The following is a 24,841-nucleotide window of genomic DNA, read 5'->3' as shown; positions in this document are numbered from 1 at the left end:
AAGAGCCGATACGGCTCTTTTTTTTAGCGTACTTGACATAGAAATGGGGACTATTTATGATTAAGATATGAATGAATAGTCATTCATTTTTATAATGTAGCTCAAGTGTTCTGTTACTAGCAGTCACATATGAGCGTTTTGGAGCAGGTGAAATGATTGAAAAGAAATAAACCAAAATACAAACAAATTATTGATGCAGCAGTAGTTGTCATCGCTGAAAATGGTTACCATCAAGCACAAGTTTCGAAAATAGCTAAGCAGGCTGGAGTAGCTGATGGAACAATCTATCTTTACTTTGAAAATAAAGAAGATATATTAATATCGGTTTTCCATGAAAGAATGGGATATTTCGTTGAAAAAATGAAAGAAGTTATTGCAGGAAAAGAAACGGCTGCAGAGAAATTATTAGTAATGATTGAAAATCATTTTACAATCCTTTCAAACGATCGATATTTAGCCATTGTCACACAACTGGAGTTAAGGCAATCGAATAAAGAGCTAAGAATGAAGATTAATGATGTGTTGAAAGATTATTTACATGTTGTGGATGATATTTTGCGCTTTGGTCAAGAGCAAGGTGAATTTGATAAAAATATGGATATACGGCTTGCAAGACAAATGATATTTGGAACAATCGATGAAACAGTAACGACGTGGGTAATCAATGATCAAAAGTATGATTTAGTATCTTTAGCACCAGCTGTCCATAAGCTGCTGTTACATGGATGTGCTGTAAGATAATACTGTTAGGGAGGTTGAAGTGAATGGCATACTTATCTCATTATCGGGAAGGGAATGCAGCTATTATTACAATGAATCGACCACCTGCAAATGCCCTATCTTTCGAATTGATACAAGACATTGGAAATATTCTTGATCAGCTGGAGAATGATGATGAAATACGAGCGATTTTAATTCATGGAGAAGGTCGATTTTTTTCTGCAGGAGCGGATATAAAGGAATTTACTGGAATTAACAACGGAGAGGAATTTTCAAAACTTGCAGTAAACGGGCAAGTAGTCTTTGAAAAAATTGAAAATTTCCCCAAACCAATTATCGCGGCAATTCATGGAGCAGCCCTAGGGGGAGGCCTTGAGCTTGCGATGTCATGTCATATTAGGCTTGTTAGTGAAAATGCTAAATTAGGTCTTCCTGAATTACAGTTGGGATTAATACCTGGATTTGCAGGCACACAAAGACTTCCTCGGTTAGTCGGAACGGCTAAAGCGGCGGAGATGCTATTTACAAGTGATCCTTTATCAGGTATTGATGCAGTTAAGTGGGGATTAGCCAATCATGCTTTTCCTGAGGAGCAACTATTAGAAAAAGCAAAGGAAATGGTGCATAAAATTGCAGCAAAAAGTCCACTTGCTTTAAGAGCAACGATTGAATTGCTTCAGTTTAGTAAAACACCTCAATTTTATGAAGGAGTTAGACACGAAGCAAAAAAATTCGGATTCGTTTTTGATTCTGAAGATGGCAAGGAAGGCATAAGAGCGTTTCTTGAAAAGCGTAATCCTATTTTTACAGGTAATTAAAGAAAGTATAAGTTTTCTAAAGGAACGTCGACAAACCACCACGTCCTGTGCCAACGTCCACTGACCCACATCCTGTGGGGCCTGTACGTCGATGAGCAAGGCGGTTCGCTTTTCTTATTAGTAAAAGTCTTAATCCAAATAGATTCCTATATTAGGAGGGGCATTGAATGAATATTTTTGTAATCATGAAAAGAACCTTTGATACAGAAGAAAGAATCTCCATTTCAGACGGGAAAATTAATGATGATGGAGCGGAATTTATTATTAATCCATACGACGAATACGCTATTGAAGAAGCCATAAGGCTACGCGATGAATACGACGGTGAGGTAACTGTTTTGACAGTAGATGGAGAAGAAGCGGAGAAGCAGCTGAGAACGGCATTGGCAATGGGCGCAGATAAAGCTGTATTAATCAATATAGAAGATGATATAGAAGAAAGTGACCAATTTACGATTTCTACTATTATTGGAGAATATTTAAAAAATAAAGATGTAGATTTAATTCTTGCAGGAAATGTTGCCATTGACGGAGGTTCTGGACAAATAGGACCAAGGGTTGCAGATATTTTGGAAATTCCTTATGTTACAACCATTACAAAACTGGAAATAATGGGCGAAAAAGTAGTATTGACTAGGGACGTAGAAGGGGATTCAGAAATAATCGAAACGTCTTTGCCGCTCTTAGTAACAGCTCAACAAGGTTTAAATGATCCTCGTTATCCATCACTGCCAGGAATAATGAAAGCTCGAAAAAAACCTTTGGAAGAACTTGAATTAGATGATTTAGATTTAGATGAAGATGATGTAATGGCCAAAACTGAAACCATTGAGATTTTTCTTCCTCCTGCTAAAGATGCTGGCAGAAAATTGGAAGGCGATATTGAAGAGCAAGTAAAAGAACTTGCCGGTTTGTTAAATAAGTTAGTTTGAGGAGGGGTAGGGCATGACAAAAAAAGTACTTGTACTTGGCGAAATGCGTGAGGGTTCTTTAAGAAACGTTTCGTTTGAAGCAATTTCAGCAGGAAAACAAATTGCTAATGGTGGAGAAGTTATTGCGGTTTTAGTCGGAGAAAAAATTGACGGTCAAGGTAAAGAAATGATTCAATTTGGGGCAGATCGTGTTCTGACTGTCGAAGCTGAGAAACTAAAACATTATACTTCGGATGGCTACTCTCAGGCTCTCCTTAAAATTATTGAACAAGAAAATCCGGAAGGTATCGTTTTTGGTCATACAGCACTTGGAAAAGATCTATCCCCAAAAATAGCAAGTAAACTAAATATAGGTCTTATTTCTGATATCACCGCGATTGAAGAAAAAGATGGAGATATTGTTTTTACAAGACCCATCTTCTCTGGAAAAGCGTTTGAAAAGAAAAAAATGGTAGAAAGTACTATATTTGTTACAATTCGACCAAATAATATCGAGCCATTAAGTAAAGATGAAACTAAAACGGGTGAAATACAATCAGTATCCGTTGAAATAAAAGATTTACGAACTATCATTAAAGAAGTTGTCAAGAAGGCTAGTGAAGGTGTTGATTTATCAGAAGCGAAAGTAATCATTGCTGGAGGCCGAGGGGTTAAGAGTACGGAAGGATTTGAACCTCTTCAAGAATTGGCGGATGTATTAGGTGGAGCGGTTGGCGCTTCTCGTGGGGCGTGTGATGCGGACTATTGTGATTATTCCTTACAAATAGGGCAAACTGGAAAAGTAGTAACCCCTGATTTATATATTGCTTGTGGTATATCAGGTGCTATTCAACATTTGGCCGGCATGTCCAATTCTAAAGTGATAGTGGCGATCAATAAGGATCCAGAGGCAAACATATTTAATGTAGCGGATTATGGTATAGTCGGTGATCTTTTCGAGGTGGTACCGCTCTTAACAGAGGAATTTCGCAGGATAAAAGCCGGATCTCAAAGTTGAGCAAAAAGTTAGCACGTTTTGGTTGATGATGGTATACTTGCGCTATGTTCGGAATGTAAATTAAGGAGGTTAGACATATGGCAATCACTCATGCAACAGATGAGAATTTTTCAGCTGAAACAAGCGAAGGTGTCGTATTAGTAGATTTTTGGGCACCATGGTGTGGTCCTTGTAAAATGATTGCTCCTGTATTGGAGGAATTAGATGGAGATCTTGATGGAAAAGCGAAAATTGTTAAAGTTGACGTAGATGATAATCAAGAAACTGCAAGTAAATTCGGTATTATGAGTATTCCAACATTGGTAGTCCTTAAAAACGGTGAACTTGTCGATAAAACTGTCGGCTTTCAACCGAAAGAGGCACTAGCTGAATTGTTAAATAAACATCTATAAAATAGTAGAAAATCCGGGCTTTATTGCTCGGATTTTTTTCAATATAATGGTTATATGTTGTGGTCTTAGATAGAGGTGATTTTATGAACGAAAGAATAAAGCATAAACTAGAGATTTTGCCTGATCAACCAGGCTGTTATGTAATGAAGGATCGGCAAGATACTATCATTTATATAGGTAAAGCAAAAATTTTAAAAAATCGGGTACGCTCTTATTTTACCGGTTCCCATGATACGAAAACACAAAGACTTGTGAATGAAATAGAGGATTTTGAATATATTGTCACGGCATCCGATATTGAAGCACTTATTTTGGAAATGAATTTAATAAAAAAGCATAGCCCAAAATATAACATCATGCTCAAAGATGATAAGAGCTTTCCCTACATTAAATTAACGAACGAAAGGCATCCAAGACTAATCATTACACGGAAAGTAAAAAAAGATAAAAGCAAATATTTTGGTCCGTATCCAAATGCACATTCTGCAAATGAAACAAAAAAACTTCTTGATCGCCTCTATCCTCTAAGAAAATGTCAAACGCTTCCTGATCGTGTTTGTCTTTATTATCATCTTGGTCAATGCTTAGCTCCTTGCGTAAACGAAGTTGCTTCTGAGACATACAAACAAATGACGGACGAAATATCAAAGTTTTTGAACGGTGGCTTTACGTCCATAAAAAAAGATTTGGAAAAAAAGATGTATGAAGCTGCTGAAAATCTTGAGTTTGAAAGAGCAAAAGAATTTCGAGACCAAATTACCCATATCGAGACAACAATGGAAAAGCAAACAATGATGTCTTCCGATTTTACAGATCGAGATGTGTTTGGATTTGCATTAGATAAGGGCTGGATGTGTGTACAAGTATTTTTTATACGGCAAGGTAAGTTGATTGAAAGGGATGTTTCCCTCTTTCCTATTTATAGTGAACATGAGGAAGAATTCTTAACCTTTCTTGGTCAATTTTACTCTCAAACAAATCATCTTAAACCGAAAGAAATTCTCATTCCTGAATCCGCCAATCAACAGTTAGCGGAACAATTATTAGGTGTAAAAGTCATACAGCCAAAAAAAGGGCAAAAAAAAGAGCTAGTGAACTTGGCAACAAAAAATGCCCAGATTGCTTTGAAAGAAAAATTTGCATTAATTGAAAAGGATGAAGAACGAACAATCCATGCAATTGATAAGCTCGGAGGAGCTATGCAAATATATACTCCACATCGAATCGAGGCTTTCGATAACTCAAATATACAAGGAGCAGATCCAGTATCAGCACTTGTAGTGTTTATAGATGGAAAACCCTATAAAAAAGAGTATCGTAAATATAAAATCAAGACCGTTAAAGGCCCGGATGATTATGAATCCATGCGTGAGGTAATTAGAAGGAGATACGCAAGAGTTCTCAAAGAAAATCTTCCATTACCTGATTTAATCATAATTGATGGTGGAAAAGGCCAAATTGAGGCAGCAAAAGATATATTGGAAAATGAATTCAATTTAAATATTCCAGTTGCAGGACTGGCAAAGGATGAAAAACATCGGACATCCCAATTATTATTCGGTAACCCGCTTGAAATTGTGCCATTGGAGCGAAATAGTCAAGAATTTTATTTATTACAAAGAATTCAAGATGAAGTTCATAGATTTGCCATAACTTTTCATAGACAATTACGAGGAAAATCTGCATTTCAATCCACCTTGGATGATATTGAAGGGATCGGTCCCGTCAGGAAAAAGGCTCTACTACGCCATTTTGGATCTTTGAAAAAAATGAAGGAAGCAACGGTTGAAGATATTATACAGTTGGGGATTCCCAAAAACATCGCTGAAAATATTAAAAATCATTTGGACAAATAGCTATTGAGTATTTATGACCTCAATGTTATAATTATTCCAATTTCATAATTTCGATAGAGGTTGCAAGCAATCAATAGTAAAAACCATGAGAAGAAGGGCTTCCATGACTGGTTTTGAAAGGGATCGTTTGCCGAAGTGGAAAAGTAACTCTTAATTCTTTTCTGCTGGTCCTGCGTTTAAGAAATGTAGGATTGTCAAAATGGATTAGATCCTTTTGGAGAGCTATCTCATGTTGTGATTATTTTTATGTACGTTTCACAAGCAATGAGTATTATGCTCATTGCTTTTTTATTTAGGCTATTTTCGCTTTTATTGTCGCTTTTAGGATTAAGTTATTAAGCTTGAATGATTATAGGTTTAGTGGCATCTTTTCTTTTTGAATTCACAAAATCTAAATAACCATTATTGAAAGTCAATATATTTTATCCAAAAGCAAAACAGTTTAAGAAAAGAGTCTTATATTACTTTTAGAAGGAAGGCAGGATCATGGGTTTAATTGTCATCAAGTTTGGAGGCTCATCATTAAGCACTACAGAAAAAATTAAAAATGCGGCAAAACGTATTATTTTACTGAAAAAAGAAGGGAAGGAAGTAGTGGTTGTTGTTTCCGCTATGGGAAAAACAACTGACCAGCTTCTGGAGTTAACAGGTCAAATAACAGATAGCCCTGCAAAACGTGAAATGGATATGCTTCTAGCTACAGGAGAACAAGTATCTATATCCCTTTTATCTATGGCTTTATCAGAAATGGGGGCTCCTGCAGTATCTTTTACTGGTTGGCAAGCAGGAATCGTCACTGAAAAAATCCATTCCAATGCTCGTATTGTTGATGTAAAGACAGAATATATTAAAGAAAAATTAAGTGAAGGCAAAATAATAGTAGCAGCAGGCTTTCAAGGAGTTACTGAGGAGAGAGAAATTACAACGTTGGGAAGAGGGGGCTCTGATACGACGGCTGTAGCTTTAGCGGCAGCACTAGGAGCTGAGCGTTGTCTCATTTGTACTGATGTGACAGGGGTGTTTACATCCGATCCTCGTTACGTACAACAAGCAAGGAAACTCTCATCCATTTCATACGACGAAATGCTTGAACTTGCAAATCTCGGTGCAGGAGTTCTACATCCTCGCGCTGTTGAATTTGCTAAAAATTATCGTGTGCCATTGGAAGTAAGATCAAGTACAGAAAATGAAGAAGGAACTGTCATTGAGGAGGAAGCATCAATGGAGAAAAACCTCGTAGTTAGAGGAGTAGCATTTGAAAAAGATATGACAAGATTAACGATTTTTGGCTTGAAAAATGAAATGACTGGTTTATCTGCTGTGTTTTCAGAACTAGCCAATAATCAAATTGACGTTGATATTATTATTCAAAGTCAAACAGATGGAAATAAGACAAATTTATCGTTTTCCATAAAAAATAAAGACCGCCAGGCAGCTGTAAACGTGCTTGAAAATCAAAAAGAGAAGATTGGATTTGACAGTATTGAATATGAAGCTGGATTGGCAAAAGTTTCTATCGTTGGATCAGGAATGATTTCAAATCCTGGAGTTGCAGCGCAAATGTTCCAAGTTCTTGCAGATGAAGATGTTCAAGTAAAAATGGTAAGCACATCAGAAATTAAAGTATCAGTCGTCATCAATGAAGAAAAAATGACTGAGGCAGCTCAGGTTCTTCATGAAGCGTTCAATTTAGGCGCAGTCGTAGGAAAAGCTCAATAATTAAATGAGCATATGTGCCATGTTTATCAACATACAGGCGCACAGGATGTTGGTCCTGCGACAATCCACTATGGCTTCTAACTGAGATAAAATAAACGGTAAGTTCCTGAAGAGAGGTTGGATTCAGGAACAGGACAAAATCTACGAATCGATGTTGACTGATGGTAGGAAAGAGATAAGAAGTTTGCTAGCCGATAGACGCTGGAGATAGACAGAGAAAACCTTACTTTTCAAAAAAAAAAATGGGGCAGTTTAATCTACAATGATTGAACAGCCCCAATGTTTTTCTTACTTTATTGGGTCTTTCCGGTCCCAACGAGCAGTAAAGATGACGTGATTCTTTTTTTTATTTAATTCTGCGAAGGCCTCAGTAATAAATTGCTTTTGATTTTGAATTTGTTCCGCTATAAATCCAGCTTCGAGGGTGAAGCAAGGATCTGAGTTCATTTGAATTCTTCTTTCCACTATATTTCCTTTGAGTTCAAATTTCATCTCGTTTTTTGTTTCCTCTATGAGATGCAGCTCTCCCCAAGAAGATTCTTGGAAGAAGGAAGTAATTTCATTACTAGAGAGAAGTGGAAATTTGCGGGCAAGGTGTTTTCCAGCCCAATATGAAATTTCGGGAGTATCTTTGCCAAGAATTCCAGGCATTAATATATCGCGAAGCAATTCATATCCGAAAACAGGAATATTCATTTGGCTGTTAGTTTCGGGTGAATTTTGAAGTCCTTGTTTCAATGATGAGTACACAACAATCCCCTCTTTCTTCATAAGCTATTATATACAAAAACGAGTTGTTTTTGGAAAAATATTTATGATTTGGACAGAACTAATATATGAAGATCATTCATTTTGTAGAACTGAAGGTGAAACCGTTGCCTTGACGCGTCAGAAAGTCGGGAGTAGAATGTATATGTCACATAATTGTTATAATCATTTTGTGTTGTTTGACATGCGATCGTTTCGAACACACATTGTCTACAACACAGAGGCTTAACTACTAAGGGGGGTAAATTGTGGCAGGTAAAAACGAGTTTTATTGGCGTAGGCTGCATTCCTTGTTGGGTGTCATCCCGGTGGGTATTTTTGTAGTGCAGCATTTAATTGTCAACCATTTCGCTACACGTGGTGAAGAAGCATTTAATAAAGCTTCAGGCTTTATGGGAAATCTTCCATTTGTCATTTTCCTTGAATTCGCAGTTATTTACATACCAATTCTTTTTCATGGAATTCTAGGGCTTTACATTGCGTTTGCGGCAAATAATAATACGACAAGATTGAGCTTTTTCCGTAATTGGATGTTCACTATTCAGCGTATCACCGGTGTTATTTTATTGGCTTTTATTGCTTGGCATGTTTGGGAAACACGGATTCAGAAAGCCTTTTTTGACGTTGAAGTGGACTATGATATGATGGCGAATATTTTATCCAATCCAGTTGCACTTGTTCTTTACATTATTGGAATTCTTTCAGCTTCGTTCCATCTATCAAATGGTTTATGGTCATTTCTTGTTAGATGGGGGATTACGCAATCACCGTCATCCCAACGAATTTCTTCATGGGTTATGGCTGTGTTTTTCGTAGTTATTTCGATAATCGGTATTCGTGCGGCATTAGCATTTGTTTATCCAGAATTATTTGTGGGTTAAGGTGCTAAAGGATTGAACAACTGTGAAAAGGAGTGAGTCATACGATGAGTAATGGAAAAATCATCGTGGTCGGTGGAGGATTAGCCGGCTTGATGGCAACAATAAAAATAGCAGAAGAAGGAAGTCAAGTAGACCTCTTCTCGCTAGTACCGGTAAAACGTTCGCACTCTGTATGTGCACAGGGTGGAATTAATGGTGCTGTAAATACGAAGGGAGAAGGGGACTCTCCTTTAATCCATTTTGATGATACAGTTTATGGTGGGGACTTTTTAGCAAACCAACCACCCGTTAAAGCAATGTGTGAAGCGGCTCCTGGCATTATTAACTTATTCGATAGAATGGGTGTTATGTTTAATAGGACACCAGAAGGCTTACTTGATTTCCGTCGTTTTGGTGGTACTCAGCATCATCGTACTGCATTTGCTGGGGCAACAACTGGACAACAATTATTATATGCATTGGACGAGCAGGTTCGTCGCCATGAAGTCGCAGGCCTCGTTAATAAATACGAAGGTTGGGACTTTCTAGGTATTATTCAGGATGATGCAGGTGTTTGTCGTGGGGTTGTCGCACAAAACATGACCTCTATGGAAATTAAGTCATTTCCTGCAGATGCTGTTATTATGGCAACTGGAGGACCTGGAATTATCTTTGGTAAATCTACAAACTCTGTAATCAATACAGGCTCTGCTGCCTCTATCGTGTACCAGCAAGGTGCAGCATATGCGAACGGTGAATTTATCCAAATTCATCCAACGGCTATCCCTGGGGATGATAAACTTCGTTTAATGAGTGAATCTGCTCGCGGGGAAGGCGGAAGAATTTGGACGTATAAAGATGGAAAACCATGGTATTTCCTTGAAGAAAAATATCCTGCATACGGTAACCTTGTTCCTCGTGATATTGCGACACGGGAAATTTTCGATGTTTGCGTAAATATGAAACTTGGTATTAATGGTGAAAACATGGTTTACCTGGATCTTTCACATAAAGATCCACATGAGCTTGATGTAAAACTTGGTGGTATCATTGAAATATATGAGAAATTTACAGGAGAAGATCCTCACAAAGTTCCTATGAAAATTTTCCCAGCTGTCCACTATTCAATGGGTGGTCTATGGGTTGATTATAATCAACATACGAATATTGAAGGTTTATTTGCGGCAGGTGAATGTGATTATTCACAACATGGTGCGAACCGTCTTGGCGCGAACTCCTTATTATCAGCAGTTTATGGTGGAATGGTAGCAGGGCCGGAAGCTGTTAAATATATTAAAGGTCTAGAAAAAAGTTCTGATTCCTTCTCTTCTTCTTTATTTGAAGGTGCGGCTAAACATGAACAAGAAAAGTATGCAAATATTATGTCCATGGATGGCACTGAAAATGCTTATGTACTACATAAGGAACTGGGAGAATGGATGACTAACAATGTAACAGTTGTTCGTTACAATGATAAATTACAAGAAACAGACAATAAGATCCAGGAATTATTGGAACGCTGGAAAAACATTAATATTAACGATACAACAAATTGGAGCAATCAAGGATCTTTATTTACAAGACAATTGTATAATATGCTTCAACTTTCCCGTGTCATTACAATTGGTGCATTGAACCGTAACGAAAGCCGCGGGGCACATTATAAACCTGATTTTCCAGATCGTAATGATGATGAATGGTTAAAAACGACGATTGCAAATTACAATTCTAGTACGAACAATCCTGAGTTTAGCTACGAGGATATCGATGTATCTCTTATCAAACCTCGTAAACGCGACTATTCAAAACAGAAAGAAGTGAAATGAGGATGAGTGAAAATAAAAAGGTTACCTTTATCATAACTCGTCAAGATAATCCTGAATCTCAGCCTTATGAAGAAAAATTCGTATTGGATTATCGACCAAATATGAATGTTATCTCTGCATTGATGGAGATACGACGAAATCCGGTAAATGCTGAAGGTAAAAAGACAATTCCTATTGCTTGGGACATGAACTGTTTAGAAGAAGTTTGTGGAGCATGTTCAATGGTCATAAACGGAACGCCTCGTCAGTCATGTACGGCGCTTATTGATAAATTAGAACAACCAATTCGCTTAGCTCCAATGAATACATTTCCGGTTGTTCGTGACCTTGTTGTTGATAGAAGTAGGATGTTTGATTCATTAAAGAAAATTAAAGCTTGGATTCCGATTGATGGAACTTATGATCTTGGACCAGGTCCAAGAATGCCGGAGCGTAGACGTCAGTGGGCATATGAATTATCGAAATGTATGACTTGCGGTGTCTGCTTAGAAGCATGTCCAAATGTTAATAGCAAAACGAACTTTATTGGACCGGCATTCCTTTCACTTGTTCGCCTATATAACGCACATCCAACTGGAGCGATGAATAAGGATGAACGTCTTGAGGCGTTAATGGATGAAGGTGGAATTTCTCAATGTGGAAACTCACAAAACTGTGTTGAGGTATGTCCAAAAGGAATTCCTCTAACTACGTCCATTGCTGCCATGAACCGAGCGACAAACATTCAAATGTTCAAAAACTTCTTCGGAAGCGACCATATGGTAGAATAAAAATTGGGGATTATCCTTTTTGGGATAATCCCTATTTTTTGGCTTTGTTAAAGCTTGGATGTTGATCTTCTCACCACTATTCACTTTCCGAGGGTGGTCCGCGACTACTTGATTCTTTAAGTGCTTCCGGATCTACCTTAACCTGTTTTTCCTTTAGCATAAAGTATAAAATTTGATTTGATTTTCTTTGTAAAAAAGATGCGTTTCTAGACGCTATTGACTTGATAAATCAAATTCGCTTATCACGCTTATTGGGTTCCCTTTCCTCAGTCAACTACCTAATTGGGGAAGTATGTTTGTAACGTCAACTGACCGCATCCTTTGGGCATATACGTCGTTGAGAAAGGTACCTATACTTTTTTACTCTCAGAAGCTCGCGACTTCAGCTTCAATCAACTTAGCGGCAAATATTAGTATAGACATTATCAAGACCGTTTTTTCATAAAAGCTTTTCAAAATATAAAAGGTGGAACATCTATCGGGCATTTGCATTATATAGAGTAAAGCGGTATTTGATGAAGAGCAGCTATGAGACCATACACAGTTAACAATACAATAAACATCCATTATGATTTATCATAAAAATGGGTGTTTTTTTCGCCTATTTCGCGATTTCTTGCCTTCATGATGTCACTCACATTATTTCCCTCACATATGATATGGTGACAATCAAAAAATACCCATCCCCGCGGTTTAAAGCTGGCGAAGGCAAGGAGGGTTACAATAGTTGAAGGAGAATGAATTCACACACAAACCGCTGCTGACAAAAAGAGAAAGAGAAGTCTTCGAACTGTTAGTTCAAGATAAAACAACTAAAGAGATAGCAAAAGAGCTATTTATCAGTGAAAAAACGGTTCGAAACCATATATCCAACGCCATGCAAAAGCTCGGAGTAAAGGGCCGATCCCAAGCTGTCGTGGAACTCTTGCGTATGGGAGAACTAAAGTTATAAAAGCAAAACCGGCTATCCATTTGGGAGCCGGTTTTGTTGGTTATTATTAATTAATGAATAAACTTCCCATAATCGGGAATAGCTAAGCTGTCGAATTTACGGACAAGCCTAGACAATCCAGCTGTTAAGAAATCTCCTGATACAGGGTTGCCATGCCCAGTTAATGCTACATTAGGATTTAATGATTCCAATTTTTTAACAGATTCCCACGCTTCACGCCAATCGGTAGTCAAATATCTTGGCGGGCCATTAATCTCTTCTTTTTGAATTAATACTTTAAATAAAGAATCTTGCCTTACTGTAATAAACGCATCTCCAGCAATGAGAGTCCGATCCTTATCTTTAAATAAAGATATATGGCCAGGGGAATGTCCGGGAGTATGCAGCCAGCGCCAATCAGTAAGACCTGGGATACTCGCGTCATTTGGTAATGGATGTATTCTTTGACCTAAATGAACTGGTTCATTTGGGAAAATGGAAGATATTTTAGCGACTAATCCACCTTCAACTGTACGATCTGGTTCAGGGTAAGCTTTTTTTCCAGTTAAATAAGGGATCTCTAATTCATGTGCGTACACTGGAATATTCCAATGCTCCACAAGATCGACGACAGCCCCGACATGATCAAAATGACCATGTGTAAGAATAATCGCCTTAGGGATTCTAGTAGCCCCATATCTCTTTTCTGCTTCTGATATAATATCGTTTGCTGATTTAGGCATCCCGGTGTCAATAATAAACCATTCTTCATTTTTTTCAGGATTCCCAATAAAATAAAGATTTACCACCTGAATTGTATAGCAATAAATATCTTTGCCGATTTCTTGCCCTAACCGACTATTAATGGATGTAACAGGTATATATTTTTGGTCTTCACCATACTCCATATTCATATCATACCTCCGGCTAACAAGTATTCTTCAGAAATTAGTATTTCTAATCGAATGTTGAATATTCAAACAAAAATTAATATGTCTATAAAGTCAATAGCATAAAGGTTTTGAAGTATATTCACCGTTCAAGTATTAATATTTAATGACAGCTGTTACCAAACTGTAAAGTTACCTCGAGAATTCAGTAGGCACTAGGTCTCAGGTCATCTTGACCATGCTGTTGTAAGGTTTTTCCACTAGTTGGAGTCGTTTATTATGATAGAATTCTTTTTGCAAGAGCTAATATAAAACAGCAGGAGGTCACTTATGAAAAAAGTATTGATTTCAACCACACTAACATTCACATTAGGATTCGGCGCATTGGCAGTACCGACTTTACAGCCAACTACTGTTTCAGCTGCTACAGTAAACCCTTATAATAATCAACAGGCAGTTAACGCAAAAGCAGATCAATTAATTAAAATAGCTAAAGGCTTAATAGGAAAAGCTACTTATAGTCAACAAGAATATAAAACTAGTTACCCTTATAAATTTGCATGTGCAAGTTTTATAGATTTTGTGTTTAAACAAGGTGGGGTTGATCTTGCCACTTATAACGAAGATTATATGGTACAGCAAGGATATTATGTCCCAAGAAGTCAATTGCAAAAAGGGGATCTAGTTTTCTTTAAAAATAAAACGACTGGAACGGATCCTGATCATGTAGGAATGTATATTGGTGATAATAAAATTATTCATATGGCAGATTCCAAACAAAACATTGTTATTACGGATATGAGCAGCAAACCATATTATACTGATAAATATTTTTCAGCTAGAAGAGTACTACCTAGCTTATTATCAGCCAATCCAGCAACTAAAGGGGATAAAGTTGTTTCACAAGCGTATACTTTAATGAATAAAGTGACGATGGGAAATACGAACAATGAATCAGCCTTAAAGTTTACTGGAACAGGTTTTGTAAATTATGTTTATAAAAAAAATGGTATAACTCTTGGAACAACAGATATTAAACAACTTATGAGTAAAGGAACGACCGTATCAAAAGCGAATTTAAAGAAAGGCGATATAGTTTTCTTTAATAGTGTAACGGGATCTAAGACTCCAAATATGGTGGCAATTTATGCAGGTGATCATCGAATTATTATTCCGAGTTCTAGCGGTATTAATACGAGAGTCCTATTTGTAGATTACTATACTCAGCACTATATTACGGCTAAACGCTTTTTTTGAAATAGTAACACCTTCAAAAAGTGATAATATCATAAATTTACTTCCAGTCTGATTGGTAAGGCTAAATTTGGATATTCATACGACGAATCTTCCTTAACCTTTACTGGTGCCGGATTTACGTTTTATGTATTTAAACAATATGGAATTGATTTAAAAAGTAAACTAGCAAGTCAACAGGCACAAGTCGGTAAAGCAGTATCAAAATCTCACCTCCATAAAGGCGATCTTGTCTTTTTCTCAACAGATAACAATGGGAAAAATATAAATCAAGCTGGAATTTACATCGGTGGTAATCAATATATCGCGTTATCAACGAATGGACAAGTTGTAAAAGATAGTCTGAGTACTGATTGGGCAGTTAAAAATTTCGTTACCGCACGTCAAGTACTCTAAAATAACGAAGACAACCAAATAAATGTAACGAGTTCAAATTGACGAGGAGGAATCGTCATTTTGAACTCGTTTTAACAATGTATAGCAAAGCAACTAGGATGCCGGCTGTAGTAGTTGTATCTACATTTTGCGGATAAACTATTACAATGAAAATTTATTACTTTTTGTAAGTTTAGTTGGCAAATAAAGGCGAAACTAAAATAAATCAACTACACGGTTGACACATGTTACTACATAAGAGAGGCTCTAAAAATGAAAAAACACAGACATATTTTACTCGCAGCAGGATTAGTACTAAGTTCATTACCATTATATTCAATCCAAGTTGACGCAAAAACAGAACAGCATAATAATCAATCAGAAGTAGAGCAAAAAGCAGACCAATTAATTGAGACAGCCATAAATCTAATTGATAAAGCAACTTATGTTGACCTTGGTCAGGTTGACTATAAAGAATTAAAATTCCGTTGTGCTTCTTTTATCGATTATGTTTTCGGGCAAAATGGATTAGAGTTGCACAATGCGGATGAAAAACAGATGATAAAGCAAGGTGTACATGTTGATCGAAAGGATTTAAAAAAGGGTGACTTGCTATTCTTTACAACTCGAAAAGATGGACTTCCTAATCATGTAGCCATGTATATCGGAGAAAACAAGATTGTTCACGCAGCAAATAAGGACCTGGGCATCACAGTTACAGATATGACAAATAAATCTTATTACACGGACAGTTATATCGAAGCGAGAAGAGTTGTCCCTAGTTTAATAAAAGCAAATAAAAATGGCATTGTTAAGACGAGTTATGAGTTGATGAATAGTAATTTGCGAAATTTGGAATTAATCAATGAAATATACAAACAAAATGGTGTTGATTTAAACATTACTAACAGTACGGACTACCTTACAAAAGGTGATAAAGTAACGAGAGATAAATTACAAGAAGGCGATCTTGTCCTATTCAAGACCAGCGGAACACGACTTATTCCCGCAATTTACACTGGAGAACATAGAATAATTGTTGCTGATACAGGAAAAACAACGAAAAGAATGTTGTTTGACCAATATTACGCAGAAGAAGCAGGTAATTTTGTAACCGCTAGAAGATTTACTTCCAATTCTAAAGAAGATAAACCAGATACGGTGGATGATACTAATATCAAAGTTCCAACAACAGAAGATTCAGTTTTAACAGTTAATAAATATAATAATCAATCTGCTGTAGAAAAAAAGGCTGATGAAATTATTGCAACTGCAAAAAGTTTAATTGGTAAAGCAAAATATGTTGATATAGGGAATGTCGATTATTCCAAATTACAATTCCGAACAGCTGATTTTATTGATTACATCTTTTTGCAAAACAGCGTGTACTTAGGCGCGGCACCGACTCCCCAGATGGTCGTAATGGGGGAATCTGTTGCTCGTGATAAGGTACAAAAAGGGGATTTGATGTTTTTTGACAGCAGCAATGGTTCTGGAAAAGAAGCGCACCATATGGCTTTGTACATTGGTGATAATAAAGTTATCTCCTTGGCGAATAAAGAGTCCAATGTTGTCATTTCAGACTTAGATTCATCGTACTATCAAAATAGATTTGTTGAAGCGAAACGAGTGTTACCCTCTTTGATGCAGTACAACCCAAATGCCAAAACGGAACAATTAGTGAAAAGGGCTTTTGATGAGTTAGGGGTACAAACACCGAAAGTGGACTATATCAAGAACATATACAGTGACTACGGTGTGACATTGAAGGGTAACAAAATAAGCGAATTGATGGAAAATGGAAAAGAAATCAGCAAAAATGAACTAAAAAAAGGTGATTTATTATTCTTTAGTAGCATAGACACTAATGTTCCGCTAATTATGGCAATTTACGCGGGAGAACATAGACTTATTGTTCCGTCTGATACAGGTTCTCACATAAGACTTATGTTTCAGGATTATTTTAGGGACAACTATATAGTAGCAAAACGCCTTTTAGATACCGAGGAATCCGGTACAGGTGCTGTAGGTGAACAACCAACAAAAGCTGATAAGATAGTAGACTATGCTTTAAATATTGCCGACAAAACTAAGTTTGGATACGCTTATGATAAAGATGCTTTGACGTTCACCGGCGCCGGATTTGTACTTTACCTGTACAAAAACGAGGGAGTTGACCTAAAATCAACACTTGCAAGTGGTCAATTAAGCGTTGGTAAAGAAGTTAATAAGAATAACATGCAAAAAGGTGACTTGCTATACTTCACAAACGGCGGCAAAACAGTGGTGGAAGTTGGTATTTATTTAGGAAACAATGAATTTATTTATTTATCCTCTAGGGAAAGAGCTGTATTGAAGGATAACTTAAATTCTGATTGGACAAAGAAAAATTATGTTACAGCAAGAAGAGTATTTTAGTTCTAAATACGAAAGAAATATAAACAAATAAAAAGTATAGGGCAACTGAAACCAATTAAGAGCAATAGTTGATTGTTAGTCATAACAAGCAACTATTGCTCTTTTATACTTTGGCAAATTCAATTCAAAAATACTTTAAAAGATTATTTCACGCATCTTCACTATAATGTTGAAGTAAAAATTCTACTGTTTCAAATAGATTCTGTTTGCTGGATCCTTTTACGAGGATGGTTGTTCCAGGTTCAATTGCTTCTAAAAGATCCTGATGAAGATTTTTGCGATATAATCCTGTATAGTGTTTTGCCTTATTCAATGCCATCCCTGCAGACAAAGCACCTTCTGTAATATTTCTCGAATAGTTTCCATACGTAAATAAATGATTAACTCCATTATTTGCCACGTATCTGCCAACATCCAAATGATCCGCGTCATTTCGTTCGCCGAGCTCACTCATACTCCCCAGCACAGCAATCCTTTTCTTTCGTCCTGCCTGCTTCAAAACATCAATGGCAGCCTTCATTGCAGGGGGATGGGCATGAACAGTATCATCAATTACAGTGATGCCATCTTTTAAATGGAAAAAGTATAATCGATGTTCTGGTTTACTTATGAAATTGAGACCATTCTGCATCTCTTTAGGTGTAAAACCTAATAAATCCGTTACGGCAATTGCAAATAAAGCATTGTAAACGTTGTGTTGTCCGTATACTGGAATTTTAAATGTATATTTTTTTCCTTTTAATTGTACAGTAAATTCCATTCCTTCTTTTCCAAAGCGAATATTTTGAGCTCTATATTGACCAGGTTTTTCAATTCCGATTGTAACAATCTTACCTTTAAATTTTGATGTGTGAAGCATCTTAGAATTATGATCATCCCTATTTAAGAACAACACACCGTTCTGATTCATTCCTTTAATAATCTCAGATTTTGCAGCAACCAAGTTTTCTAACTTACTATCAAAATTTCCGATATGTGCCAACCCAACATTCGTAATAACCGCAATATCGGGCCTAAGGATTGAGCAATGTTCTGTTATTTGTCCAGCGAAACCCATTCCATATTCTAAAACAGCAGCTCGATGGATAGGTCCTATCTTTTCTTTATGTTTAATTGTGTTTTCGGTTGTATTATCATAATCACTCGATTCATAAGTAATCCATTTTTCTCTTAAGATTGAACTTATCATCGTCTTAACAGTGGTTTTTCCCGCGCTACCAGTTACAGCAATGGTCGGTTTTACTTTCTTAAAATCAACAGTCATTTAAGCCCCTCCTTTCTTCTTAGCAAAGAGAGAGCATCTTTAAGATTTCTTTTTACTATATCGACTTCCTCTATATTCCATTTAATTTCATCTACCCAAATCTTCTGAAGATCATCTATTTTTAAATACAGAGAAAGCTCATTTGTCTCCTTGTGTACTCTCTCTAGTCTTTCGACAAAATCTATGGAGAAATCCTGGATGTTCCGGTAAAGCATGGTAGATTTATAAGGAGATTGGGACTTTAGAAAAGAGTTTATATCCTTATAACCTTTAAACTTCTGAACATTTCTTAAATAAAATCTTGGAACAACTTTATTAATTGTCCATTTTTTACCTTCATCTTTTTTTAGATTTACTTCAATGTTAAAAGTTTCTCCATCTTTTGTTCGAAAAAGCAAATGTGGCTGAACGATGTTTTCTTCATGTTTTTGTAATTCTTTAATAAAACTCCTTAGTTCTTCTTGGCTTTTCTCTGTTGTTTCACCTCTGCCGGTAACAATATAATGACTTCCTATTTGTTCGATTAAGTACTGATAAGTATCAAAAGTAGGTTTTATCACTACTTTCCTATATTCCTTAAGAATTCTAAGAAATTGTCCTGATGATCTAATTTTATTCAAAGGTATCAAGTCAGTTTGAAATTCACCGTTTTGAAGCTTCTCATAGATTGTCCATTTATATTTTCCTAAATAACCTAGTGTAGGGAATGGCACCATTAATTCTCTCAATCGTGAATCCTCTTCATTCATAAGATTTTCATTCGCTACAATTAGTATATTAGGCAAAGAAGAGTTTTTCTTTTTCCATCCTCCATCATGGTAAATATGACCTTTTACTGTCTTAGTGCTCCAATTGACTGCCTCCTTCGTAAAGAATACTAGTTCTAATCCAAGATTACCGGCCTCAATGCCATACAATTGATAAAGATCTTCTTTTAAAAGTTTTCCTTTCGGGTATAACAACCCAATTACACTCATCAGGTTCACCTCTTGAAGTAATAATGTCTAGCTATTCGTATACTTTATGCATTCGTTTCCACTTCGCTTGTATCTTTGTCTGAATGGAGTAAGAATTACCCCGATTGCAAATTTCATGAACGTATCTCATTTTTTTTAGATTTATAAATATTTTGATACATTGTTTTATCCTCTAACCTGTAAAACATAGCTAGATCAGGTGCGAAATTTGCTTCAATAATCCGTATGTCGCCTTGATTTGTTAAACCTATATCAAATCCAATAATCTTAATGTTCTTGTTGTCTTTATTTAGTTGTCTTGCGGAGGAAATACAAATATCACTCATTTGACTTTCAAGAAAATGAGTATTTAGATGAGATATACTTGAAACAGACATAGCCTCATCTAGTGTCAATACCTTTTCAGCTACATTAGTAATAAAGAATTCTTTGCTAGCTACTTTTACTACTATTCCGCTTACTTTCCATGAGGCATGATTTTTTTGTACTATAACCCTGACATCAAATGGACAATCGTTAATTGTTGCGAGTTGTAATGTTTCTTGGATCAGATAATATTTTTTATTAAAAAAATGACTCTGAAGATAGTTGTATGTTTCTTCCATGGATGTTTTTATTATTTTTTTTCTGCCAGTATGGATTTCAGTCGTTACATCATCTATAGCAGTGAGTTTGACTATCCCTTTTCCTTCCTGACCATTCGTAGGTTTCAAGATTACTTGATTGTATTTTTTTATATAATCGTAAAACGTAACCTTCGTTAATAGATCTGTTTTTGGGATTAAAGGCACAAGTGTATCGACTTTTGATAATGTATTTTTCTGGTTCCATTTGCTTATAGAATAATGAAAAATCACATCACGAATCCATATACCACCTTTCAAATCGTATAAAATCTCGATCACCATCGTATTGCAATCAGGAAAGGATTCACCTAGCTTCTTAGCAGTTAATAACGACAATTGTTCAATCTTTCGTAGAAAATACATATAAAAAAAACGACCAAATACTGAACTATACTTTTCCGTTTTTGATATATAATTCCAATCCGAGTCTACTGATTCTCTATTGACTGTTACATAATACTGAAAAGGGCTTTGAAAGAAACGTGAAGGGAGTTTTTTTGGTCGAATAATGAAATGTTTTTGATTAATTGTAAAGGATTTTAAGTCTTGGTAGATTTCATCTTTTGTTGATTCTTTAAGAAAATTGGACTGTGAATGGAGTGTAAATGTATTTTCTTCGTTTAAAATCGTTATTTCTCCTGGTCCAAAGGAAGGTCTAATTTCCACAGATTTATATTTTTTTAAGAATTCGTACAAAGATTTTTCCGATAAAAGATCAGTTTCTAACAGATGCTTACGTAAAGACTTTTCAGAGTTTAATATTTTGTATTGACCAAACCTCCCTCTACTAACATTCATATGTTCCCCCCCCTTAATAATCCGTAATTTAGGTTATTCGACCTTAGAAATAATTGCTTGTATATTTTGGCAAATAGAGTGAGAGCATAAAAAAACTCTTAGCATTTCGCTAAGAGTTTGAAGGATTGGAGCTTTATTGACACCCTACTGCAACAATGGATCCCTGTGGCACAGGTGCTGCACCATTTTGGTCAAAGAAACCTGTGATGACAAAGCTTTGTACATTGTCTTTAGCCGCTGTGGCAACTTGATCTCTAAATACAGCTTTGAAGGAAAATTGTGTACCATTGACTAACCCTGTTCCAACTACGGTAACTACACAGTTTTGGCCTTCTTTCTTACATGTCACAGATGTAATGGCATTTGCTGTAAATGTAAAAGTGTTTGCTCCAGTTTCTGTATCTTGAAAGTGTAATGATAGTGTTGAAGTTTCAAGGGAGTTTACGCACACATCAGCCAAGTAGGTTAAATCTCCTTTTGTTGTTCCTGTTTGCCCAGTAAATTTAACATTGTTACTCGCTGAGAATGCATTAACCTCAACACCGCAAGTACAAGCTACACCCATAATCGATACCCCCTTTCTAATAGGATACTATAATATATTAAAGGGGATCGTTATTCGGCAATGTGTTTGTCCTTGGTTGATTGTACATTTTCAGCTTTCTTATTTACCTTAATTCTTGCTGCTAGCTCAATGATGGCTTCACTATACATATCACTTTTAATCAATATAATCGTATTTTTATCTACAATTTCACTTAATAGATTATAAACTAGAATGTTATTGTTAAATGAATAAACCAAGGACTGAAAACCACATTTTACTGCTTGGTCTGCGATGATTTTTGCATGCATACCGATTGTAATAAGTACATCAACATCATGATTATTTACGATTTCTCCTGCCTTCTCGTGAATATAATATCCCCATGATCCGACATCAGTAATTGTTCCAATTATGGCTATCTTTTTTTTCCCTTTTCCAATTTCATCTAATACTTTAAGGGCTGCTTCCAATGAAGTTGTTGTGCTACTCCAGGTATCGTCTAAAATTGTAGAGCCATTTAAACCATCTAGAACTTGTAATTGTTTGTTGAATTTACGGAATGTTTTTAGGCGCTGAGCTGCTTCTGTAGGATTAATTCCAATTTCGTTGACTGCTGCAATAGCGGAAAGGGCGTTATATACTTGGTGTTCTCCAAATCCAGGAACATATAATGGATACTCTTTTTGGTTAAACTGCAATATGAATTCCATTCCATCATTACTATATTGAATATTTTTAGCGACAAAATGGCTAGAATCTGATTTTCCAACTTCGATTATTCGGCCATGATAATGTTTTAAATCTATTTTTTTAATATTTTCATCTTCCGAGTTGATTATGAGTACTCCCTCATTATTGAGCGCAGCAACCATTTCGCCTTTTGCTTTAATATATTCCTCAGGTGATTTACATCTATTTAAATGATGTTCACCAATATTTGTAATGATTCCTATGGTAGGTTTGTAATATTCACATGCCCGTAAAACATCTCCAGGAGAACCGACAGCTGTTTCAAAAACACCAGCTTCCGTATCATCATCAATACTTAATAAATATTGTAAATGCGCAGTACGTGAGTTACTCGTTATCCATGTAGCGGTAATATTTTTATCAAAAGATAAAATATGTTTGATCATTTCTTTCGTCGTTGTTTTTCCAGAGGTCCCGGTAATTGCAACAACTGGCAAGTTAAAAAGACCACGATAATAATGTACAAATTCCCAATAAGCTTTATCAGTATCGTCTACCTGTATAATCGTCACTCCTTCAGTTCGCATACTCTTATTAATATTCTGGTGAGTTACAATCACTAAAGGAAAAAATTCTTTAAAACGATTGAAATTGGCTATTCTCTTTTTTGAAAAAAAAATGGTATTCTTCTTACTTATATGTTTTAAACGGTATGCACCATGATGAACAGTGGTCTCATCGGATCCGTGAAGTAATGTCCCAGAAAGGATATTTCTAATTTGTCTAACCAGTAAGGGTTTCATATGGCAATGCGCTCCTTTCACGTTAGACATAATATGATACATTTAACATCTCGTTTGTACGAATATCCTAATTAATTTTCTACTACACTTACATTTATCATTGCTTAAAAAGACTAATTTTCGTAATAATCGGTCCTGCATGATAGGTAACTATACATAAAACGGTTTATTTCATAAATATATATCGAGTTGTTTTATTGAAGTTTATTAGGGAGTGGGCCATTTGAAAACGATAATCTTTATAGGTACAAATAAATCTGGATCGAGCAGGGAGGCAATTAAGGCCGCGGAACAATTAGGTTATTTTAACGTCCTTTTCACGAAAAATGAAAGACAGATTCAGCAAAGAGAAGAATATAAAGATGTTCATGAAATGATTTTAGTAGACACAAATAATTATACTGAAATGAAAAACGAAATAATGAATTTGAAGCAAAAAGGGTATGAAATTCTAACGGTTGTTAGTTTTCTAGATTCCTATGTTCATATTGCTTCGCTGCTTTGTGGTGAGTATTGTAAAAATTATACATCATCAAGAGCAATAGAAATGATGGAAAATAAAGAAGAAACTCGATCATTCTTAAAGGATCAAAGTTACACGCCAAAATTTTCTATCATTAAGCCAGGTGACTCTTTTGATTCCGTTAGTGAAAAAATGGCTTTTCCGGTAATTGTTAAGTTTCCAAAATCAACAGGATCAAAAGATGTGTTATATGCTGCGAATAACGATGAATTAATAAGACATACTAAAAGTTTGCAGGAAAAAAACCCTTATGAAGTGATGATTGTTGAGGAATACATTGAAGGAAAACAATACTTAGTAGAGGCAATGGTTCATAATAGTAAGGTTATGATTGCAGGAATTATTGAGCAGGAAATTATTAGAGGTCGAAGATTTATCATAACAGGATATGGGGTACTAGTAGATCCTCCAGTATATTTAATGTCTAGTATTGAAAAGGTATTGAATTCGGTTGTCTCAAAATTCAACATTAAGAATGGAACCCTCCATCTCGAACTAAGAAGTACAGGTCGTGGATTAAAAATAATTGAAATCAACCCTAGAATTTCTGGTGGGGCTATGAACAACATGCTAAAGGCGGCATTTGGTTTTAGTCTAGTTGAGGAAACACTAAAGTTATTTCTAGGAGAAACACCTTCATTAGAACCTAAACATATAAATCATATATATACACAATATGTAATTGTGACAAGAAAAGGTATATTGGAAAGGGTAACAGGGAGAGGAAGAGCAAAAAAATCACCTGGGGTGGTTGAAGTATTCATTAAGCCAAAAAAAGGGACTCGACTTACACCTCCATTATCTTTAGGCCATCGATACGCGTATGTAATTGCTACGGGGGACAGTATTGATGAAGCAAAAAGAAATGCCAAAAAAGCTGCAAGAGAAATTACATTTCATTTAAACGAGGACACCCAATAACCTGGTGTCCTTAAACTGTTGACTATTGGCAGTCTGATACTTGAGAATTAATCTAACAACACATTAAAAGGACACCATTTGATTAAACTGTACCCTATAGAGTAGACACTAAAAAAGGTCTGCCCTATAGGGTACTTTTTTGTATAATGAACAAAATGGGGAATCG

The 24,841-nt window shown here is 35.9% G+C and carries 22 protein-coding genes and 1 riboswitch; of the genes, 15 read left to right on the top strand and 7 right to left on the bottom strand.

The annotated features are described in order from the left end of the window. Nucleotides 1-156: 156 nt before the first annotated feature. The 7 genes from fadR to KHA93_RS09570 all read left to right on the top strand — a co-directional run bounded on the left by fadR (nt 157) and on the right by KHA93_RS09570 (nt 7,434). On the top strand, nt 157-741 hold the full coding sequence (gene fadR, locus KHA93_RS09600; RefSeq protein ID WP_213110541.1) for a fatty acid metabolism transcriptional regulator FadR: 585 nt from the start codon (nt 157-159) through the stop codon (nt 739-741). A 23-nt stretch (nt 742-764) separates the two neighbouring features. Beyond that, a complete protein-coding gene (locus KHA93_RS09595; RefSeq protein WP_213110540.1) occupies nt 765-1,538 on the top strand; it encodes an enoyl-CoA hydratase in 774 nt (257 codons plus the stop codon). 167 nt (nt 1,539-1,705) lie between these two features. Then, nucleotides 1,706-2,470 (top strand): electron transfer flavoprotein subunit beta/FixA family protein, encoded by a 765-nt coding sequence (locus KHA93_RS09590; RefSeq protein WP_213110539.1) that lies wholly within the window; start codon nt 1,706-1,708, stop codon nt 2,468-2,470. Between the two features lie 13 nt (nt 2,471-2,483). Further along, nucleotides 2,484-3,467, top strand: coding sequence for an electron transfer flavoprotein subunit alpha/FixB family protein (locus tag KHA93_RS09585; protein ID WP_213110538.1), 984 nt, complete (start codon nt 2,484-2,486; stop codon nt 3,465-3,467). 77 nt (nt 3,468-3,544) lie between these two features. Next, nucleotides 3,545-3,859: a thioredoxin gene (gene trxA, locus KHA93_RS09580; protein WP_213110537.1), complete on the top strand. Its 315-nt coding sequence runs from the start codon at nt 3,545-3,547 to the stop codon at nt 3,857-3,859. A gap of 83 nt (nt 3,860-3,942) precedes the next feature. Further along, complete coding sequence (gene uvrC / locus KHA93_RS09575) at nt 3,943-5,715, top strand: excinuclease ABC subunit UvrC (protein ID WP_213110536.1); 1,773 nt, start codon at nt 3,943-3,945, stop codon at nt 5,713-5,715. Between the two features lie 46 nt (nt 5,716-5,761). Further along, nucleotides 5,762-5,948: riboswitch (Lysine riboswitch) on the top strand. Nucleotides 5,949-6,201: 253 nt separating this feature from the next. Next, nucleotides 6,202-7,434 (top strand): aspartate kinase, encoded by a 1,233-nt coding sequence (locus tag KHA93_RS09570; RefSeq protein WP_213110535.1) that lies wholly within the window; start codon nt 6,202-6,204, stop codon nt 7,432-7,434. Between the two features lie 288 nt (nt 7,435-7,722). On the opposite strand, the gene KHA93_RS09565 is transcribed toward KHA93_RS09570, so the two are convergent. Beyond that, a complete protein-coding gene (locus KHA93_RS09565) occupies nt 7,723-8,205 on the bottom strand; it encodes a YslB family protein (protein ID WP_213110534.1) in 483 nt (160 codons plus the stop codon). A 245-nt stretch (nt 8,206-8,450) separates the two neighbouring features. Between KHA93_RS09565 and KHA93_RS09560 the strand changes: the two genes are divergently transcribed. The 4 genes from KHA93_RS09560 (at nt 8,451) to KHA93_RS09545 (ending at nt 12,610) form a co-directional block, all read left to right on the top strand. Then, complete coding sequence (locus KHA93_RS09560; protein ID WP_213110533.1) at nt 8,451-9,083, top strand: succinate dehydrogenase cytochrome b558 subunit; 633 nt, start codon at nt 8,451-8,453, stop codon at nt 9,081-9,083. A 44-nt stretch (nt 9,084-9,127) separates the two neighbouring features. Then, nucleotides 9,128-10,888 (top strand): succinate dehydrogenase flavoprotein subunit, encoded by a 1,761-nt coding sequence (gene sdhA, locus KHA93_RS09555; protein ID WP_213110532.1) that lies wholly within the window; start codon nt 9,128-9,130, stop codon nt 10,886-10,888. Nucleotides 10,889-10,890: 2 nt separating this feature from the next. Further along, on the top strand, nt 10,891-11,658 hold the full coding sequence (sdhB, locus tag KHA93_RS09550; protein ID WP_213110531.1) for a succinate dehydrogenase iron-sulfur subunit: 768 nt from the start codon (nt 10,891-10,893) through the stop codon (nt 11,656-11,658). Nucleotides 11,659-12,385: 727 nt separating this feature from the next. Further along, nucleotides 12,386-12,610 (top strand): helix-turn-helix domain-containing protein, encoded by a 225-nt coding sequence (locus KHA93_RS09545; RefSeq protein ID WP_213110530.1) that lies wholly within the window; start codon nt 12,386-12,388, stop codon nt 12,608-12,610. A gap of 50 nt (nt 12,611-12,660) precedes the next feature. Here KHA93_RS09545 and KHA93_RS09540 read toward each other — a convergent pair whose 3' ends face one another. After that, complete coding sequence (locus KHA93_RS09540) at nt 12,661-13,497, bottom strand: MBL fold metallo-hydrolase (protein WP_213112856.1); 837 nt, start codon at nt 13,495-13,497, stop codon at nt 12,661-12,663. 312 nt (nt 13,498-13,809) lie between these two features. Here KHA93_RS09540 and KHA93_RS09535 point away from each other — a divergent pair, with 312 nt between their 5' ends. The 3 genes from KHA93_RS09535 to KHA93_RS09530 all read left to right on the top strand — a co-directional run bounded on the left by KHA93_RS09535 (nt 13,810) and on the right by KHA93_RS09530 (nt 17,526). Beyond that, nucleotides 13,810-14,736 (top strand): NlpC/P60 family protein, encoded by a 927-nt coding sequence (locus tag KHA93_RS09535; protein ID WP_233711103.1) that lies wholly within the window; start codon nt 13,810-13,812, stop codon nt 14,734-14,736. 48 nt (nt 14,737-14,784) lie between these two features. Next, nucleotides 14,785-15,129: a C40 family peptidase gene (locus KHA93_RS23220; RefSeq protein ID WP_233711477.1), complete on the top strand. Its 345-nt coding sequence runs from the start codon at nt 14,785-14,787 to the stop codon at nt 15,127-15,129. A gap of 252 nt (nt 15,130-15,381) precedes the next feature. Further along, the gene (locus KHA93_RS09530; protein ID WP_213110529.1) at nt 15,382-17,526 is read left to right on the top strand and encodes an NlpC/P60 family protein; all 2,145 of its coding nucleotides are present in this window, start codon (nt 15,382-15,384) and stop codon (nt 17,524-17,526) included. Between the two features lie 148 nt (nt 17,527-17,674). Here KHA93_RS09530 and KHA93_RS09525 read toward each other — a convergent pair whose 3' ends face one another. The 5 genes from KHA93_RS09525 to KHA93_RS09505 form a co-directional block, all read right to left on the bottom strand. Further along, nucleotides 17,675-18,790, bottom strand: a complete 1,116-nt coding sequence (locus tag KHA93_RS09525) for a UDP-N-acetylmuramoyl-tripeptide--D-alanyl-D-alanine ligase (RefSeq protein WP_213110528.1) — start codon at nt 18,788-18,790, stop codon at nt 17,675-17,677. After that, nucleotides 18,787-19,767 carry a YheC/YheD family protein gene (locus KHA93_RS09520; protein ID WP_213110527.1) on the bottom strand — a complete coding sequence of 327 codons (981 nt, stop codon included), beginning with the start codon at nt 19,765-19,767 and terminating at the stop codon, nt 18,787-18,789. The genes KHA93_RS09525 and KHA93_RS09520 overlap by 4 nt, the downstream gene beginning before the upstream one ends. 113 nt (nt 19,768-19,880) lie before the next feature. Continuing rightward, nucleotides 19,881-21,191, bottom strand: a complete 1,311-nt coding sequence (locus tag KHA93_RS09515) for a YheC/YheD family protein (RefSeq protein WP_213110526.1) — start codon at nt 21,189-21,191, stop codon at nt 19,881-19,883. Nucleotides 21,192-21,324: 133 nt separating this feature from the next. After that, nucleotides 21,325-21,756 (bottom strand): hypothetical protein, encoded by a 432-nt coding sequence (locus tag KHA93_RS09510; protein ID WP_213110525.1) that lies wholly within the window; start codon nt 21,754-21,756, stop codon nt 21,325-21,327. A gap of 50 nt (nt 21,757-21,806) precedes the next feature. After that, nucleotides 21,807-23,231 carry a Mur ligase family protein gene (locus KHA93_RS09505; protein ID WP_213110524.1) on the bottom strand — a complete coding sequence of 475 codons (1,425 nt, stop codon included), beginning with the start codon at nt 23,229-23,231 and terminating at the stop codon, nt 21,807-21,809. A gap of 214 nt (nt 23,232-23,445) precedes the next feature. Here KHA93_RS09505 and KHA93_RS09500 point away from each other — a divergent pair, with 214 nt between their 5' ends. Next, nucleotides 23,446-24,675 (top strand): ATP-grasp domain-containing protein, encoded by a 1,230-nt coding sequence (locus KHA93_RS09500; RefSeq protein WP_213110523.1) that lies wholly within the window; start codon nt 23,446-23,448, stop codon nt 24,673-24,675. The last annotated feature ends 166 nt before the right edge of the window (nt 24,676-24,841 follow it).

Source organism: Lederbergia citrisecunda (assembly GCF_018343695.1).
In the GTDB taxonomy this organism is placed as follows: Bacteria; Bacillota; Bacilli; order Bacillales; family Bacillaceae_C; genus Lederbergia; species Lederbergia citrisecunda.
This window is presented reverse-complemented; position numbering and strand designations above follow the sequence as displayed.

Excerpts from the sequence above, each read along its gene's own strand:
- KHA93_RS09540 (WP_213112856.1), bottom strand. The coding sequence starts at position 13,497 with ATGGAGTATGGTGAAGACCAAAAATATATACCTGTTACATCCATTAAT.
- KHA93_RS09585 (WP_213110538.1), top strand. The coding sequence starts at position 2,484 with ATGACAAAAAAAGTACTTGTACTTGGCGAAATGCGTGAGGGTTCTTTA.
- KHA93_RS09515 (WP_213110526.1), bottom strand. The coding sequence starts at position 21,191 with ATGAATGTTAGTAGAGGGAGGTTTGGTCAATACAAAATATTAAACTCT.
- KHA93_RS09510 (WP_213110525.1), bottom strand. The coding sequence starts at position 21,756 with ATGGGTGTAGCTTGTACTTGCGGTGTTGAGGTTAATGCATTCTCAGCG.
- KHA93_RS09570 (WP_213110535.1), top strand. The coding sequence starts at position 6,202 with ATGGGTTTAATTGTCATCAAGTTTGGAGGCTCATCATTAAGCACTACA.
- KHA93_RS09590 (WP_213110539.1), top strand. The coding sequence starts at position 1,706 with ATGAATATTTTTGTAATCATGAAAAGAACCTTTGATACAGAAGAAAGA.
- KHA93_RS09565 (WP_213110534.1), bottom strand. The coding sequence starts at position 8,205 with ATGAAGAAAGAGGGGATTGTTGTGTACTCATCATTGAAACAAGGACTT.
- trxA (WP_213110537.1), top strand. The coding sequence starts at position 3,545 with ATGGCAATCACTCATGCAACAGATGAGAATTTTTCAGCTGAAACAAGC.
- KHA93_RS09595 (WP_213110540.1), top strand. The coding sequence starts at position 765 with ATGGCATACTTATCTCATTATCGGGAAGGGAATGCAGCTATTATTACA.
- KHA93_RS09525 (WP_213110528.1), bottom strand. The coding sequence starts at position 18,790 with ATGACTGTTGATTTTAAGAAAGTAAAACCGACCATTGCTGTAACTGGT.
- uvrC (WP_213110536.1), top strand. The coding sequence starts at position 3,943 with ATGAACGAAAGAATAAAGCATAAACTAGAGATTTTGCCTGATCAACCA.
- KHA93_RS09520 (WP_213110527.1), bottom strand. The coding sequence starts at position 19,767 with ATGAGTGTAATTGGGTTGTTATACCCGAAAGGAAAACTTTTAAAAGAA.
- KHA93_RS09530 (WP_213110529.1), top strand. The coding sequence starts at position 15,382 with ATGAAAAAACACAGACATATTTTACTCGCAGCAGGATTAGTACTAAGT.
- KHA93_RS09535 (WP_233711103.1), top strand. The coding sequence starts at position 13,810 with ATGAAAAAAGTATTGATTTCAACCACACTAACATTCACATTAGGATTC.
- KHA93_RS09505 (WP_213110524.1), bottom strand. The coding sequence starts at position 23,231 with ATGAAACCCTTACTGGTTAGACAAATTAGAAATATCCTTTCTGGGACA.
- sdhB (WP_213110531.1), top strand. The coding sequence starts at position 10,891 with ATGAGTGAAAATAAAAAGGTTACCTTTATCATAACTCGTCAAGATAAT.
- sdhA (WP_213110532.1), top strand. The coding sequence starts at position 9,128 with ATGAGTAATGGAAAAATCATCGTGGTCGGTGGAGGATTAGCCGGCTTG.